The sequence below is a fragment of the Janthinobacterium sp. 67 genome, from assembly GCF_002797895.1.
Lineage (GTDB): Bacteria > Pseudomonadota > Gammaproteobacteria > Burkholderiales > Burkholderiaceae_D > Janthinobacterium.
The window spans coordinates 4,539,875-4,556,935 of sequence record NZ_PGES01000001.1 but is presented as its reverse complement, the minus strand read 5'-3'; the positions used below and the strand labels follow the sequence as shown (position 1 = coordinate 4,556,935).

Sequence of the window (17,061 nt, the reverse complement as noted above, 5' to 3'; positions counted from 1 at the left end):
TGATGGCGATCGCCACCAATTCACCAACCGATCCAATCACGCATGGAGCAAATGATGATGAAGCGAGTATCCCTGGCTGCGGCCCTGACGGTCATGCTGGCCTGTGGCGGCAGCGGCGCGGCACTGGCCGCCGACACGGGCGACGCGGCCCTGAAAGCGGCCATCGCCGGCAGCGCGCGCACGCCGGCCAACGCGCTGCGCGACGGCGCCCGCCACCCGTATGAAACGCTGACGTTCTTCGGCATCAAGCCGAACATGACGGTGGTGGAACTGGCGCCCGGCGGCGGCTGGTACACGGAGATCCTGGCGCCCTACCTGCGCGACAACGGCAAGCTGATCGCGGCCGGCAACGACCCGCAGTCAAGCAGCGAAGGCGCGCGCCGTGGCGCGGCGCGCTTCCAGCAAAAGCTCGACGCCAATCCAGCCGCCTTCGGCAAGGTGGACATCGGCGCCTTCGCGCCACCCACCACCTACCGCATCGCGCCCAAGGGCACGGCCGACATGGTGCTCACCTTCCGCAATATCCACAACTGGATACCGATCGGCGAAGCGGGCATGCAAACCCTGTTCAAGGAAGTCTATGACAGCCTGAAGCCGGGCGGCGTATTCGGCGTCGTCGAGCACCGCCTGCCGGCGAGCAAGGCGCAGGACGCCACGGCCAGCAGCGGCTACATGCACGAAGCGTATGTGATCAAGCTGGCCGAAGGCGCGGGTTTCAAACTGGCGGCCAAGTCGGAGATCAACGCCAATCCGAAAGACACGGCCGACCACCAGGGCGGCGTCTGGGCGCTGCCGCCCACCTACGCCAACAAGGATGTGGAGCGGGCCAAGTACACGGCCATCGGCGAGAGCGACCGCATGACACTCAAGTTCGTCAAACCATAAAGTGAGCGTCTCGGGTTACGCGCTGCGCGCTAACCCGACCTATCATCTTATTTCTTCGCTTCCTTCGGTTTCAGCGGCACCAGGTTCAGGTCCTGAAAGTCGTAGCTGAAATCCGTCTCGGCCGACACGGGCGCCATCTTTACCCGATCGATGCTGCCATCGGGATTGAGCGAGAACGTCACGTAGGCGTCGGCGTTGAAGTTGCGCTCTTTCCAGCGCACGATGAAGGTGTCGTGCTGCCAGTGTTCCAGCTCGCCCGTCAGGTCCGGTGTGCGCGTGAAGCTGAGGATATGTTTTTTCCCTTCCGGCTTGATGATGACCTTGCCGTACCAGGCATCCTCGTACTCGCCGTCGTACGCCGCCAGCGGCAGCGACGGCTGCGATCTGGCCGCGCGCGCGCTCGACGCCTTGCCCTGCTTTTTCACTTCCTCGGCATGCTGGTCCTGCTCCACCTTGGCCACCAGCGCCAGCCAGTCCGACGGCGCCGCCTGCAGGTAATGGTCGAGGATGCGCCATTGCAGTGCCGTCATCGAACCGCCATTTTCCGCATTGGTGAGGATGGCCACGCCCAGCTTCGCTTCCGGCACCATCACCACGCGCGAATAAAAGCCCTGCAGCGCGCCGCCGTGCATGGCCACCTTCATGCCCTTGTAGTCGCGCAGCTGGAAACCCAGGCCATACGCGCTGAAGTTCGGTTTGGTCGCGGCCAATGCCGGTTTCGGCTCGGGGATCCTGATCGGCGTTTGCGCCGCCCACATTTCGCGGCCCTGCTTTTCGCTGAACAGGCGCGCGTCCTTGCCATCCTTGTCCTTCACGCCGGCGATCTTGCCGCCGTCGAGCAGCACCATCATCCACTTGGCGATATCTTCCGCGTTCGTGTTGATGCCGACGGCGCCCACGGCGTTCGGCACGGGCATCGACTTGACGGCGGCGATCTTGCCGTCGATCTTGCTGTGCGCATTGGCGACGTCGGGATTGCCCGCGTTCTCCGCCAGGCTGGTGGTGGTGCCCGTCATGCCCAGCGGCGCCAGGATGCGCTCATGCATGGCCTCGCCCCAGCTTTTTCCCGCCTTGTCGGCGATGATCTTGCCGGCCACGATGTACAGCAGGTTATCGTAGGCATAGCTGTTGCGAAAACTCGTGGCCGGACGGATGTAGCGCAGCTTCTCGATGATCTCGTCGGTGCTGAAGGTCGTCGTCGGCCACCACAGCAAGTCGCCCGCGCCCAGGCCCAGGCCACTGCGGTGCGTCAGCAAATCGCGGATGGTCATGGCGCCCGTCACGTAGGAATCGTGCATCTGGAAGCCGGGCAGGTGCTTGGTGACGGGATCGTCCCAGGCCAGCTTGCCCTCGTCGACCAGCATGGCCAGCGCGGCGGCCGTGAAGCCTTTCGAGTTCGATGCCACCTCGAAGACGGTCTTCGCATCGACGGCGGCCGGTTCGCCCAGCTTGCGCACGCCGAAACCCCTGGCGGTGATGACCTTGCCATCCTTGACGATGGCGATCGCCATGCCGGGCACGTCGAACACTTTCAGGGCGGTGGCGACGTCGCGCTCGAGATCGAAGGCCGGCGCGGGGGCCAAAGCGGCGGCAACGACGGGGGCCGCGTCAACAGCCAGCGCCGGCACGGCGATGCCGGAAAACGCCAGCACGATGGCGGTGGAAAGACGGTTCATGGTATGCATGGTCAGGATGTCCAAAGAAGGTTCAATGCGCTTGCGCGGCCATCAATTTGTCGACGCTTTCCTGCGTCACCGGGTGGTAGCGTTCGCGCGCCTGCGCATACACGTCCTTGGCCCAGGCATGGCCCTGCGGCGTCTTCATCAAGGCGCTGTAGAGGGGCACGACGAACTTCTGGCGGCCCACGCTCATGAGGAACGTCTGCAAGGGCTGCTGCACGTCGTAACCGGCGTTCACGGAGGCCAGGTAGAAGCGGTACGCCACTTCATTGTTGCCGCTCTTGCCCACGCCGTAGGCCTGGTCCAGCTCACGCAATTGCGCCGCGCTGGCCTTGTTGTTGATGTCGTTCAGGAAGTGCATCGATTCGATGGCGATCCACTTGTCCATGCCCAGGTCTTTCGTCGGCAATGTGCCTTTCAACCAGGCGTCGCGGTGCTGGTCGAGCAGCGCCAGGCGCGGCGAGACGACGCGCTGCGCGCTGGCCGGCACGCCGGTGCCATACAGCCACTCATCGAGCTCCGCTTCGGGCATCACGTCCGGATGCTGCGCCAGCAGGTTCTTGCGCAGATAGGCGACGAACTGCTCCGTCGTCACGCTCTGGAACGCGTGCTGGTCGAACCAGCCGCGCAGGAAAGGATCGAATACGGCGCGGCCGGCACGGCGCTCCATGGTGGCCAGGAACCAGGCGCCTTTCGGGTAGATGATGCCGTCGTCCGTGTACGTTTCGGCCGGGTTGGCGTCCGCATCGCGCGTGATCAGCGCCGTTTTCGCGGCAGGCAGTTCGCGGATCGAGGCGGCCAGTTCTTCCTGGTCGACCTGCACGCCCATCTGCGCCACGTCACTGCCATACAGCTGCTCGACGATGCGCGTGGTGACGTAGGTGGTGAAGCCCTCGTTGAGCCACATGTGCTTCCACGAGGCGTTGGTGACCAGGTTGCCCGACCACGAGTGGGCCAGTTCATGCGCGATCAGGTCGACCAGGCTGCGGTCGCCCGCGATCATGGTCGGCGTGAGGAAGGTCAGGCGCGGGTTTTCCATGCCGCCGTAAGGGAACGATGGCGGCAGCACGATCATGTCGTAGCGTCCCCAGCCATACGGGCCGTACAGCGCTTCGGCGGCCTGTATCATCTTTTCCGTGTCGGCCAGCTCGTATTCGGCGGCCTTGATGCGTGGCGGTTCCGCATACACGGCGGAGCGGGGACCGAGCTTGCGCACTTCCAGTTCGCCGATGGCAATGGCCAGCAAATACGATGGAATCGGCTGCGGCATCCTGAATTTCCAGCCGCCCTTGCCCGTCGCCTTTTCGTCGTTCTCGGCGCTCATGACGACGCGCATGCCCGCCGGCGCATCGATGCGCGCGCTATACGTAAAACGCACGGCCGGCGTATCCTGCGACGGCACCCACGAGCGGGCGTTGATGCTTTGCGACTGGCTGAACATGAAAGGCAGCTTGCCCGACATGGTCTGCTGCGGCGTGAGCCACTGCAGCGCGATGGCGTTCGGCGCCGTGTGATAGTAGACGCGCACCTTGCCCGGCTGGCCCGTGGTGGTGATGCGCAGCGCCTGGCCCTTTTCCGGATCGGCCTTGTCCAGCTGGTACGGCGCCATCTGCCAGGCGCCGCGCTTGTCCTGTACCTGCACCTTCGCGATCGACAAATCGCGCGTGTCGAGCACCAGGGTGCGCGCCGCCGGATCGATCCAGTTCAAGGACAGCTCGGCATAGCCCGACAGGGTCTTTTGCTTGAAGTCCGCTTTCAGGTCCAGCTGCAGGTCGCGCGTGCGCACCTGGTCGTAGCGCGCATAGCTGAGGGGGTCGGCGTGCGCGGCCAGGGTTAGCTGGCAAAGTAGCGCACAGCCCAGCGCGCGCAGGAAGGTCAAAGTTTGCATGGTCGTCTTTTGAATGATTTGCGAAAGCCCCGGTCCGTGTACGCCGGGGCGTCGCGCAGAATAGCACTTCCGGCGCAGGCCGGCAGAAAAAAGCGCCGGACCGGCCGGCGCTGTTTCCCTATTTCGTCTCGGCCTTGGCTTCCGGCTTTGCCTCGGGCGCCTTGAGCGGCGTATTAAAATCCTTCATCAGGTTGTTCTTGTCGCGATCGAGCTTGAACAGCTCGAGGCGCGATGGCGTGATTTTTCTCGGCCAGCTATTGTTGCTGGTGTCGATGTCGGCCGTCTCCCAGTACGGGTCTTGCACCAGGCCCACCATCGGTTCGTCCGTGACGATCACCTTGCTGATCTTGTGCGGCGCATAGCGCCACACTTCGGCCGGCACGCGCTCGATGATCTTCTTGCCGCTTTTCAGTTCGATTTCCAGGATCAAAGGCATCACCAGGCCGCCGAGATTCGAAAAATCGACCAGGTACAGATGCTTGCCCATGTTGCGCTGTTCCAGCAGCTTCCTCTCCCACGGTTCCAGCGCTTCCTGCTCTTCCGAATAGCTGTTGCGGTCCTTGTTGGTGACCGTGAATTCATCATGCTGGTTGTAGAAATCCTTCAGCGCGGGATCGATGTCAACCTTCTTCGGCAGCGCCTTGTTGCGCTGGTCCGAGATCGATATCGGCTGCGCCGCCTTCTGCGCCTTCTTCCACGCTTTCTCGACTTCGGGATTCTTCGTGCTCACGCCATATTCGCTGATGCCGTCGATGCTGATGTCGACCGCATCGGTGGTATAGAACCAGCCGCGCCAGAACCAGTCCAGGTCCGTGCCGGAAGCGTCTTCCATGGTGCGGAAAAAGTCGGCCGGCGTCGGGCGCTTGAACTTCCAGCGCACGGCGTACTGCTTGAAGGCGAAGTCGAACAGTTCGCGCCCGAGGATGGTCTCGCGCAGGATGTTGAGGGCCGTGGCCGGCTTGTCGTAGGCGTTCGCCGTGAACTGCAGCAAGGACTCGGAATTGGTCATGATGGGTACCTGGTTCTGGCTGCGCATGTAGTCGACGATCTTGCGCGGCTCGCCATTCCAGGACGGGAAATGCTCTTCCCACGCCTGCTCGGCCAGGTACTGCAGGAAGGAATTCAAGCCCTCGTCCATCCACGTCCACTGGCGCTCGTCCGAGTTGACGACCATGGGAAAATAGTTATGCCCCACTTCGTGGATGATCACGCCGATCAGGTCGTATTTCGTCGTCTTCGAGTACGTGCGCTCGCCCGTCTTCTTGTCCTTCACGGGGCGCCCGCCATTGAACGCAATCATCGGATACTCCATGCCGCCCACGGCGCCGTTGACGGAAATCGCGTTCGGATAGGGATAGTCGAAACTGTATTTGTTGTACTGCTCGATCGCGTGCACGACGGCGCGCGTGCTGTACTGCTGCCACAGCGGGTTGCCCTCGTTCGGGTAATACGACATGGCCATCACGCGCTTGCCGCCGCTGTCGAGGCCCTGCGCATCCCAGATGAACTTGCGGCTCGACGCCCACGCCACGTCGCGCACATTGGCGGCCTTGAAGTGCCAGGTTTTCGTGCCGGCCGGCTTGCCCTTTTCCGCCGCCAGCGCTTCCTGCGGCGTAATCACCAGCAGCGGCGTATTGCTGTTTTTTGCCCGCGCCAGGCGCTCGCGCTGCGCCGCGCTCAGCACGGCGGCGGGATTTTGCAGTTCCCCGGTGGCGGCCACCACGTGATCGGACGGCACCGTCAGATACAGTTCGTAGTCGCCAAACTCCAGGGTGAACTCGCCGGAACCGAGGAATTGCTTGTGCTGCCAGCCGACGGCGTCGTAATACGCGGCCATGCGCGGGAACCACTGCGCGATCTGGAAGATCGTGTTCTTGTCGTCCTCAAAATACTCATAGCCGGAGCGCTCGACGAGCACCTTCTGGTCATTGATCCGATACGACCAGTCGATGCTGAACGTGATGCTCTGGCCGGGCGCCAGCGCCACCGGCAGGTCGATGCGCAACATGGTCTGGTTGACCACATGCGGCAGCGGCTTGCCGCTGGCCGCTTTCACGGCGGTGAGCTTGAAGCCGCCGTCGAATTCGCGGCCCGCATGGATGGCGCGCAAGTCCTCGAATTTCAGCGCTTCGTCCTCGCTGTTACTCAGCCAGGCCTGGCGCGAGGGCGCGCTCAGTACGCGGCGCTGGTCGGCATCCTGGCGCAAGCCGTTCTGGTCCAGCTGCAGCCACAGATACGCGAGGCTGTCGGGCGAGCGGTTGTGATAGGTGATCTGTTCGCTGGCCGTGATGGCGCGCCGTTCCTCATCGAGCGTGGCGCGGATCACGTAGTCGGCGCGCTGCTGCCAGTAGGCGTGGCCCGGCGCGCCGGACGCCGTGCGGTAGCTGTTCGGCGTGGGCAGCAGTTCTTCCAGCTGGCGGAACTTGTCGTCGAAGGGCGCGGCGGCGCACAGGGCGGACAAGGGGGAAAACAAGGTCAAACACAAGGCAAGCAAGCGGACAAGGACCGGCATGGCGCATTCCATCTGGGAGTCGTGGACAGAACTGCATTCTAAGTCGAGTCTGTTTGCAAACCGGTCATTGTTGTCGAAGTCCCACACGCATGGCCGCGCCGCGCGCCGGCGGCACTGGCGCCGGCGCGGGCATTGGCGTATGATGCGCCTCGAACATTGGGGAGTAGTCGTCCTGCGGTCCTGCCGCGGGAACCTGTATCAACATGATTGGCCCGCAGGCCATGGTGCAGGTGGTTGCAAGACTTGACGAGACCATTGATCCAGGGCGGCCGCATGGGCCGGAGTCGCCCGTGGATCATTGGTTAATTCGTCCGGCCCACGTACCTCTCGCAATCCCATGGAAGCATTCCTCATCTCCACCGGCATCGTCGGTCTCGCTGAAATCGGCGACAAAACCCAACTCCTGGCCTTTCTGCTGGCTGCCAAATTCCGCAAACCGCTACCCATCGTGCTGGCCATTTTCGTCGCCACCATCGCCAATCACGCGTTTGCCGCCGCCGTCGGCGCCTGGATCACCAGCATGCTGGGACCCGACGTGCTGCGCTGGGTGCTGGGCGTGTCGTTCCTCGCCATGGCCGCCTGGACCCTGATCCCCGACAAGCTCGATGAAGACGAGACGAAGCTGGCCAAATACGGCGTCTTCCTGACCACCCTGATCGCCTTCTTCATGGCGGAAATGGGCGACAAGACGCAGGTGGCGACCGTGGCGCTGGCGGCGCGCTACCACGATATTGTTTCGGTCGTGCTGGGCACCACGTTCGGCATGATGCTGGCCAACGTGCCGGCCGTCTACCTGGGCGACAGGATCGCCAACCGCGTGTCGCTGCGCCTCGTGCACGGCATCGCGGCGCTGGTCTTTGCCGTGCTGGGCGTGGCCACCCTGCTCGGTGCGGGCGCGGCACTGGGATTTTGACACAGCCATGGATAATTTCTCATTTACAATATTCATGTTCATAATTACAATGTCGTCGACATGAATACCGGCGCGCCGATCCCGAACGGCCGGCGCGCTTTCTTGAGGAATCTATGCAGTTAAATGGAAAAGTGGCGGCGCTGTGCCTGGCCGCTTGCGCAAGCCAGCCTGTTGCCGCCACGGCGGCACCCTTGAACTATCACCAGCAGACGGCAATGCAGTCCGCGCCCGAAGTACGCACGCGCGACCTGCTGCTGTTCGGCGCCGGCCTGATCCTGCTGGCCGGCCGGCGTCGGCCCGAACACGATGCGTGGCAAGTACGTGGGCAAGACTAAACCAGCAATAGCACCGCATACTCGCGGCCCTCGTCGCGCAGGGTGATGCTGTTGCCGCCCTGCGCCACGCCATCGAGCGACAGTCCCGCAGGCCGCCCCTGCGCCTGCTCCACCGTGATGGCGTAACTGCTGGCGCCGAAACGGTAATGCAGCTTGAAGCCGCGCCACTCGGCCGGCATGGTGGGCGTCACGCGCAGCACGTTCGCTTCGCGCGTCAAACCGAGCAGGGATTCGACGATCAGCCGATACAGCCAGCCCGACGACCCCGTGTACCAGCTCCAGCCGCCGCGTCCCACGTGCGGCGCCACCGCATACACGTCGGCCGTCACCACATACGGTTCCACCTTGTAGCGCGCCACCGCCTGCGCGTCGGCGCCATGGCGCACGGGACTGATCATGCGCAGCAATTCCCACGCCTTTTCGCCGTCGCCCATGCGGGCAAACGCCATCGCCGTCCAGATGGCCGCATGCGTGTACTGGCCGCCGTTCTCGCGCACGCCCGGCACATAGCCGCGGATGTAGCCGGGATTGAGGTCGGCCTTGTCGAACGGCGGATCGAGCAGCTGGATCACGCCCGAATCGCGGCGCACCAGGCGCGCATCGACCTGGCGCATGGCGCCGACGACCCGCTCCTTGTTGGCGGCGCCCGACAGCACGCCCCAGCTTTGCGAAATCGAATCGATCTGGCATTCCTCGTTCGTGTGCGAACCCAATGGCGTGCCGTCGTCGAAATACGCGCGCCGGTACCATTCGCCGTCCCACGCATGCTCCTCGACGTTGGCGGCCAGTTTCACGGCTTCGTCGCGGCAGAACTGGGCGAACGCGGCGTCGCCGCGCAGCATGGCCACTTCGGCAAAGCGCTGCAGCACTTCATACAGGAAGAAGGCCAGCCACACGCTCTCGCCCTTGCCATGCTCGCCCACCTTGTCCATGCCGTCATTCCAGTCGCAGGACCCGATCAGCGGCAAGCCGTGCACGCCCAGGCGCAGGCCATGGCGGATGGCGCGCACGCAGTGCTCGTACAGGTCCGCCGATTCGCCCGAGCGCACGGGCAAGTCGTAATACGAATCCTCTTCCGGCTTGACGGCGCGGCCCTCGATGAAGGGCGCCACTTCCGACAGCACATTGACGTCGCCCGTGGCGATCACGTAGCGGCAGGCGGCCAGCGGCAGCCACAGGTAATCGTCGGAGCAGTGCGTGCGCACGCCCCGGTCCGACGGCGGATGCCACCAGTGCTGCACGTCGCCTTCGACAAACTGGTGCGCCGCGCACAGCAGCAGATGCTTGCGCAGCAGCTGCGGCGCCGTGTGTATCATCGCCATCGCGTCTTGCAGCTGGTCGCGGAAACCGTAGGCGCCGCCCGACTGGTAATAGCCGCTGCGCGCCCACAGGCGGCAGGCGATGGTCTGGTACATCAGCCAGCCGTTGGCGATGACGTCGAGCGACGGGTCGGGCGTCTCGATGCGCACGGCGCCCAGGGTATTTTCCCAGTGCGCGCGCACGGCGTCGAGCGTGGCGCGGGCCGCTTCCTTGCCCGCATGGCGCTGCACCATGGTGCTGGCGTCGGCATTGCGGCGCCCGCCCACGCCGAGGATGAAGACAATGTCGCGCTCCTGCCCCGGCTGCAGCTCGAACGGCACCTGGATGGCGGCGCACTGGTCCAGTCCCGTGCCCGCCTTGCCCGACAGGCGCACGCGGCGCAGCGCCGCCGGCTGCGCCAGGCTGCCATTGCGACCGATGAATTCATTACGGTCGCAGGTGATGGAACGGATGCTGGCGTCCGTATTGAAAAAGCCGACGCGGCCCGAAAATTCCGTGTTGTAGTTATTGCGCGCAAACAGGGCGCCGCTGATCGTGTCGACCTCGGTGTTCACGTGCATGCCGGACTTGGCGCGCAGGTCGGCCATCACCCATTCCACGTAGCCTGTGACGGACAGGCGGCGCGGCACGCCGCTGTCGTTGCGCACCTTGATCACCGAGTATTTGACTGCCGCGTCCAGCGCCACGTAGGTGCACAATTCCGTGGCGATGCCCGCCTCGCTGTGCTCAAAAATACTATAGCCGAAACCGTGGCGCGTCACGTAGTCGCCGCTGCCGCGCGCTGGCAGCGAAGTGGGCGACCAGAACTGCCCGCTTTGCTCGTCGCGCACATAGAACGCTTCGCCGGACAGGTCCGAGACAGGATCGTTCTGCCACGGCGTGAGGCGGAATTCATGCGCATTCTCGCTCCACGTATACGCCTGGCCCGCTTCCGACACCACCGTGCCGAATTGCGCATTGGCCAGCACGTTGGACCAGGGCGCCGGCGTCTGCTTGCCTTCTGCCGTGGTAATCACGTATTCACGCCCGTCGGGCGTAAAGCCACCGAGGCCATTTTCCAAGATCAGCTCGCGCGCCGGCGCCCGGTGCGGCACGCCGCCCTGTTCGCGGGCAGGGTCCTGCAGCAGCGGCGGCATGCGCAGCACGGGACTCGGCGGGCGCTTGACCTGCTCGGCCAGGGTGCCGCGCAGGTCGCTGATGATGGCGCGCGCCACCGATTGCAGCAAAATGCGGTCTTCGTTGGCGATCTGCTCGGCCAGGCGCACGAAGATGCCGCCCGGGCGGTCGATCGCCTGCGCATCGATGCCCGAGGCGATCAGGCCCATGATCTGGTCGTGCAGCAGCTGGCGGTAGCCCGACTGCTCTTCGTACCAGATCACCAAGTCGACGATCAGCCCCTTCAGGCGCCAATAGGCATGCGCCTGCACCATCTGGCGCGCCAGCTCGATATTGGCCGCGTCGCGTATCTGCAGCAGCACGATGGGCAAGTCGCCGGAAATGGCATATGCCCACAGGCCGGACTGGCCGCGCTGGTTCTTGATCAGGATGCTGGCTTCCGCGCGCAAGGCCGCATTCGGATAGATCACGGCGTTGGCCAGGCGCGCATACAGCTGCGCATCGGCTTCGCTGGCATTCAATTGGCGCAGCACCACCTGGCTGTGCGTCCAGGCCAGTTCGAACACGCGGTCGGCCAGATGGCGGTCCTGGTATTTGTCGATCAGGTGCAGGGCCGCCTCGCGCTGTTCGGCCATGCCGGTCACGCTGTCGACCGTGACGGCCTGGTCGGGTTCGAGCGTGATGACGTAGCGGATGGCCACGATGGGGTCGAGCACGGAACCGTGGCCGCCACTCAACGGGCCATCGTCCTGCAGCGCCTGCGGCAGCTGCGGCGTATTGCCGCGGCCGATGAAGCGCGCGCGGTCCGTCTCGAACGACACTTCATAGCGCTCGATATCGTGCACGGTCATCACATGCAGCAGCCAGGGCATCTGCTCCTCTTTCGAGCGGGGCCGGCGCGTACACAAAATCGCCTTTTCATGCGCGAGGATTTCCGTCTGCACGAACAGCTTGCTGAACGCGGGATGGGCCGCATCGGCCGCCGCCGGCGCCATCACCACTTCGGCAAAGCTGGTGATCTCGATGCGCCGCTGGCGGTTCGAATTATTGCTGATGCGCGTGCGGCGCATCTCGATGTCATCCTCGGGCGAGACGACGATTTCCGTGTACAGTTCCAGGCCATGGTCGGCGCGGCGGAACTCGGCCCGTCCCTCGGAAAAAATCACTTCGTACTTCTTCGGTTCGGCCAGGGTCGGCTGGTACATGGTGGACCAGACGGCGCCGTCGTCAAGGTCGCGCAGATAGCAGAAATTGCCCCAGTTATCGCGCGTGCTGTCTTCGCGCCAGCGCGTCACGGACAGGTCTTTCCAGCGGCTGTAGCTGCCCCCCGCATTGCTCACCATGACGTGGTAGCGGCCGTTCGACAGCAGCTGCGTTTCCGGCACGGCGCTGTTGGCTTGCGTGAGGATGCGCATCGGCATGGCCTGCTCGGGCGCGCCGCTGCGCAGCACCGCCAGTTCGGCCGTGTTCGAGTAAAACGCGCCTGCCTGCGGCGTGCGTTCCTGCAGCACCAGCAAGGCCGATTGCAGCAGCGGATCGGACTCGAAACGGCGCTGCATCGGACGGTCGTGCAGCAAATAGCTGAGGGCCAGAAAGCCCATGCCCTGGTGGTGCACCATGAAGGAGCGGATGACGGCGCTGCCCTGCCCGCGCGGCAGTCGCGCCGTGGTGAAATCGATGGCTTCAAAAAAGCCGTAGCGGCCCATGTAGCCGGCCGCCTGCATGCGCTGCAGGTTCTGGCACGACGCTTCCGGCTGCACCATCAGGCCCATCATGCTGGCGTACGGCGCCACCACCAGGTCGTCGGCCAGGCCCCGCTTCAAGCCCAGCCCCGGCACGCCGAAGGCACGGTATTGGTAGTTCAAACTGGCGTCGACCGTGTTGTAGCCGGACTCGGAAATTCCCCATGGCACGTCGCGCTGGCGCCCGTAATCGATCTGCGCCTCGATGACGGAGTGGTAGGTCTGGTCGAGCAAGGTGTTCGGGTAGTTCGGCATCACCAGGAGCGGCATCAGGTACTCGAACATCGAGCCGCTCCAGGACAGCAGCACGGGCTGGCCGGCCACCATGCACAGCTGGCGGCCCAGGGCGAACCAGTGCTCCTGCGGCAGCTGGCCCTGGGCGATGGCGATGAAGCTGGCCAGGCGCACTTCGGAAGCGAGCAAATCGTAGTAGCTGGGGTCCAGACGCCGTTCGCTGACGTTGTAGCCGATGGCCAGCAGTTTCGTCGACGGGTTGTACAGGAAGCCGTATTCGATCTGTGCGAAATCGCGCGCCTGGCCCGCCGCGTGAGCAATGTCGCGCATGTGGCGGCCCGCCTGTTCGCGGCCCTGCGCCAGCAAGGCGAGCAGTTCGGAAGGCGTGCCTTGCGGCGCTTCCAGGTTGGCCAGTTCGCGCAGGGTCGGCACGCGCATCAGCGCCGCATCGACACCCGCCTGCGCCGCCCACGGCGCCAGTTGCAGCAGCTCGGCCAGCGCCGCGCGGCACTGGCGCGCCAGCGCGCCCGCCCACATGGACAGCTCGCCATCCTCGCTTTGCAGGGTGAGCGACAGCAGCGCATCGGCCGCGCCATTCGCGGCGGAGAGATAAGCATGCCATTCGTCCAGGCTGGCCGGTGCCGCCTGCGCCTGCAGCAGGGTCATGCCGTCGCGCATGGCCTTGCCCTCGCCTTCGGCGGCGATGAATTCCTGCAGCACCTGCGCCGTCGTGCGGATGCCCTGCACCACTTGCGCGCCGATGATCGGGGCGTCATACAGCTCGACCAGTCCCGGCTGCAAGGTCAGCAGATGGCCGGCCAGGTTGCCGCTGTCGACCGTCGAGATGTACATGGGCTGCAGCGCCTTCAGGGTCTGCGTGTCGTACCAGTTATAGAAATGGCCCTGGAAGCGTTCCAGCTCCCCCATGGTCTGCAGTGTGGCGCGGCTGCGTTCGATCAGCTGCCCCAGGGTGATGTAGCCGAAATCGTAGGCCGTCAGGTTGGCCAGCAGCGCCAGGCCGATATTCGTCGGCGAGGTGCGGTGCGCCACCACCAGGTTCGGGTGTTCCTGCATGTTATCGGGCGGCAGCCAGTGGTCGTCCGGTCCGACGAAGGTGTCGAAATACGCCCAGGTCTTGCGCGCCACGCCATGCAAAAAACGTCCCTGCTCGGCCGACAGGCGCGCCACGGCCCGCTCGATCGGACGGCTGATCCACCAGGCGATGGCGGGTGCGGCCAGCCACAGCAACAGCACCACGGCGGCGGCGGGCAAGGCGGCCGGACGCCAGTGGAGCAAGGCGCCGAAAGTGGCCAGCGCCAGCGCGGGCGAGCACCACATGGCGCGCCAGCTGTCGGCCTGCGAACCTGACGATACGTGCAGGTTCGAGGCGCGCCAGTCGAGCAAGTGCTTGTGCGACACGCCCAGGCGCCACAGGGTGCGGACGATGGCATCGAGACTGATCCACGCTTCGTACGGCAGGAAGACGAGGGTCAGCATGGCATGCGAAAACTGCACGCCGCAGCGCCGCTCGAACGCGGCCAGGTGCTGGCGCCACAGGGTATCGCGCGGCTTGCGCAGCAAATCGTACAGGGCCGAAAAGACGGGCGGCAGGAAGATGATGGCCAGCACGGCCGCGCTCCAGAAGGCCACGTGCGGCAGGAAGCCCCACACCAGCAGCAGCGACACGGTGGTGGCGGGCGCGACGACGCTGCGGCGCAGATTGTCGAACAGCTTCCAGCGCGACAGCATCGACAATGGATTGCGCTCGCGTTTGCCGGCGCGGCCCGGCACACGGCCCAGCAGCCAGCCGATCAACTGCCAGTCGCCACGGATCCAGCGCTGGCGGCGGCTCACGTCGGCGTCGTAGCGGGCCGGATATTCCTCGTACAGCTGCGAGTCGCTCAAGAGGCCCGCGCGCAGATAACAGCCTTCCAGCAGATCGTGACTGAGGATTTTATTGTCGGGCAGGCGCTGGCCCAGCACGCGCTCGAACATGTCGAGGTCATAGATGCCCTTGCCGATGAACGAGCCTTCATAAAACACGTCCTGGTACAGGTCGGAGACGGTGCGCGTGTACGGGTCGATGCCCGGTTCGCCGCCGCACAGCAGCTCGTAGCGCGACGCGTTCGCACTGGGCAGCGCCACGGCCACGCGCGGCTGCAGGATGCCGTAGCCGGCCACCACGCGCGTGCCCGCCGCGTCGAGCACGGGACGGTTCAGCGGGTGCATCATGGTGGCGATGAATTCGCGCGCCGCGTCGCGCGGCAGCTGCGTATCGGTGTCGAGCGTGATCACGTATTTGATCGTGCGCAAGCCGCGCAACTCGCCTTCCACCAGCGAGAATCTGTCGCGCGCGCCGCCGCGCAGGAACGCGTGCAGGTCGGACAATTTGCCGCGCTTGCGCTCCTGCCCCATCCATGCATTTTGCTGCGAATTCCACAGGCGGGGACGGTGCAGCAACAGGAACGGTCCCACGTGGCCCAGTTCCTCGGGATCGGCCGGGTCGCCGTTGTCCTTGAATTCGACGCCTTCCACGCGGTACTTCTCGTTCAGGGCGCGGATGGTCTCCTGCGCCTGGCGCAGCAGGGCTTCGTCGCCCGGCATCGTTTGCGTCTCCGCGTCGACGAAGTCCGTCAGCAGGCAGAAACGCAGGTTCGGGTCGCGGTTGGCGAGATACCGCACTTCCAGCGCCTCGCACAGGGCCGCCACGTTCTGCTGGCTGTAGATCAGGGTCGGCACGACAACGATACCGCGCGCGTCCGACGGAATGCCGGCCTGGTAATCCATGCGCGGCAGCGGGTGCGGCGACGTCATCAGGGTCGCCAGCCAGTTCACCACGGCCACGGCCAGCTGGCTGCTGCCCAACAGCGCCAGCACGCCCAGCGCCGCCAGTGGCCAGCCCTGCACGCCGTGGCGCACGGCGCGCTCGAGCAGCAAGGCGCTCGTCGCCAGGCTCAGGAAGCAGATGGCGCCCAGGTACACGGCCAGCGGCGCGGCGCGCGCCGTATGCTGCAGCGCCTCGACGAAGGGCAGCTTGGCGCCGGCCTGCTTTTCCAGCACCAGCACGCCGCGCCCCACGAGGTAAAAGCCGATATGGCTGCGGCGCGCGTCATTGCCGTTACCGTGCGTGTGCGCCAGCTGCACCACCATCTCGGCCACGTCCACTTCGCTGCGCCCGCTGCGCTTGGCGATGCGTTCGATGGCGTGGCGGTAGCTGTCGCGCGTGGCGAAATCCATCAAGCCATAGGTGCCGGCCGGGTCCAGGCGCAAGGTCTGCTCGACCACGCTCATCGTTTCGACGAATTCCTGCCAATCCATGGTGCCGAGAAAACGCAGGCTGCCAATGCTGTTGGCGATCGACAGCTGGTCGGCCGCCTGCTGCCCGATCTCGGACTGGATCTGCTGCTCGATGGTGAGGCCCGACTCGGCCAGCTTGTGCGTCAGCCACGACAAGGCCAGGGTCAGCGAGGAACTTTGCCCCTGCAGGCGGCGCGACAATTCGGCCACGAAGGCGCTGGTCATCGGCGGGTTCGAGCGGGCCATGTCGGCCACGAGCAGGATCAAGCCGCTGGGATTGCGCTCGGCGATCTCCGTCATCTGGTCGGCCCAGGTATTGGCCAGGTCGCGCTGCATGCGGTCGTCGGCCACGCGCACGGCCACGCGGCGCAGGTTCTCGATCAGGGCCAGGCGCAGCATGATGGGCACGGCCCACAGTTCACCGAGCGTGAGCGTGGCCACGTCCTGGTAAGCCTCGACGAAGTGACACAGGTTTTCCAGGTCGACCCGGCCGTCGCCGTGCGAGATGATTTCCAGCGCGATTTTATAGACGCGCGGGCAGCCGGCGTCGGGGCCTGACGTCAAGCGCGGCAGCTCCTTGCTGTAGTTCTTCGGCAAATGGCGCCGCGTGGTGCGGATCTGCTCTTCGATCAGGTAGAAATTATCGAGCAGCCATTCCGAGGCGGGCGTGACCTGGCGTCCGCTTTTGACGGTCGCCGTCAGCTCGTTGACGGTGGCCGTGATCAGGGCCGCATTGTCGGCCAGGCGTGCCAGCAGGCGGTCGCGGCCGTGATGCTTGCCCACCGCATGGCCGGCGGCCACGTGCTTGCCGTGAGCGGCCATCTGCATGGCGCTGAATAATTCGGAACGCAGGGGCAAGGCATCGTCGCGCGCGGCGTCGAAGGTGTCCGGTGCAAGGGAATGGTCGCGGAAGATTTCTTTGACTTTGGAAATCTGTTCCTTGATCTGCTGCGTGACAACTGCTGTGTACTCTTTCAACTTGGGCCTCGCTAGGTGCGCGCACACAGCCAGCGGCCACCGTCACGCTGGCCCAGTCTGGAAGAACACGATCGGACACTGGCGAAGACGGAAAGCGAAGCGCCGGAGCGTTGCGACGAATCTCAGGGTATAGGGAGATTTTCTGAACTTCATCGTAGGTGC

General features: G+C 64.9%; 7 protein-coding genes and 1 riboswitch. Of the genes, 3 read left to right on the top strand and 4 right to left on the bottom strand.

Features of this window, described 5'->3' with window-relative positions; translation table 11 throughout:
* Positions 1 to 57: 57 nt before the first annotated feature.
* A complete protein-coding gene (locus CLU90_RS20380) occupies positions 58 to 885 on the top strand; it encodes a class I SAM-dependent methyltransferase (RefSeq protein ID WP_198511243.1) in 828 nt (275 codons plus the stop codon).
* A gap of 47 nt (positions 886 to 932) precedes the next feature.
* Here CLU90_RS20380 and CLU90_RS20375 read toward each other — a convergent pair whose 3' ends face one another.
* The 3 genes from CLU90_RS20375 to CLU90_RS20365 all read right to left on the bottom strand — a co-directional run bounded on the left by CLU90_RS20375 (position 933) and on the right by CLU90_RS20365 (position 6,964).
* Complete coding sequence (locus tag CLU90_RS20375) at positions 933 to 2,570, bottom strand: serine hydrolase (RefSeq protein WP_100429525.1); 1,638 nt, start codon at positions 2,568 to 2,570, stop codon at positions 933 to 935.
* A 22-nt stretch (positions 2,571 to 2,592) separates the two neighbouring features.
* Complete coding sequence (locus CLU90_RS20370; RefSeq protein WP_100428808.1) at positions 2,593 to 4,452, bottom strand: M1 family metallopeptidase; 1,860 nt, start codon at positions 4,450 to 4,452, stop codon at positions 2,593 to 2,595.
* 118 nt (positions 4,453 to 4,570) lie between these two features.
* Positions 4,571 to 6,964, bottom strand: a complete 2,394-nt coding sequence (locus CLU90_RS20365; protein WP_100428807.1) for a M1 family aminopeptidase — start codon at positions 6,962 to 6,964, stop codon at positions 4,571 to 4,573.
* A gap of 146 nt (positions 6,965 to 7,110) precedes the next feature.
* A riboswitch (yybP-ykoY riboswitch) is annotated at positions 7,111 to 7,280 on the top strand.
* Positions 7,281 to 7,301: 21 nt separating this feature from the next.
* Here CLU90_RS20365 and CLU90_RS20360 point away from each other — a divergent pair.
* Entirely contained in the window at positions 7,302 to 7,877 is a 576-nt protein-coding gene (locus tag CLU90_RS20360) for a TMEM165/GDT1 family protein (protein ID WP_058050181.1), read from the top strand.
* Between the two features lie 113 nt (positions 7,878 to 7,990).
* Positions 7,991 to 8,212, top strand: coding sequence for a hypothetical protein (locus CLU90_RS20355; protein WP_092719260.1), 222 nt, complete (start codon positions 7,991 to 7,993; stop codon positions 8,210 to 8,212).
* On the opposite strand, the gene CLU90_RS20350 is transcribed toward CLU90_RS20355, so the two are convergent.
* Entirely contained in the window at positions 8,209 to 16,836 is an 8,628-nt protein-coding gene (locus tag CLU90_RS20350) for a GH36-type glycosyl hydrolase domain-containing protein (protein WP_198511343.1), read from the bottom strand. The genes CLU90_RS20355 and CLU90_RS20350 overlap by 4 nt on opposite strands.
* Positions 16,837 to 17,061: the final 225 nt, after the last annotated feature.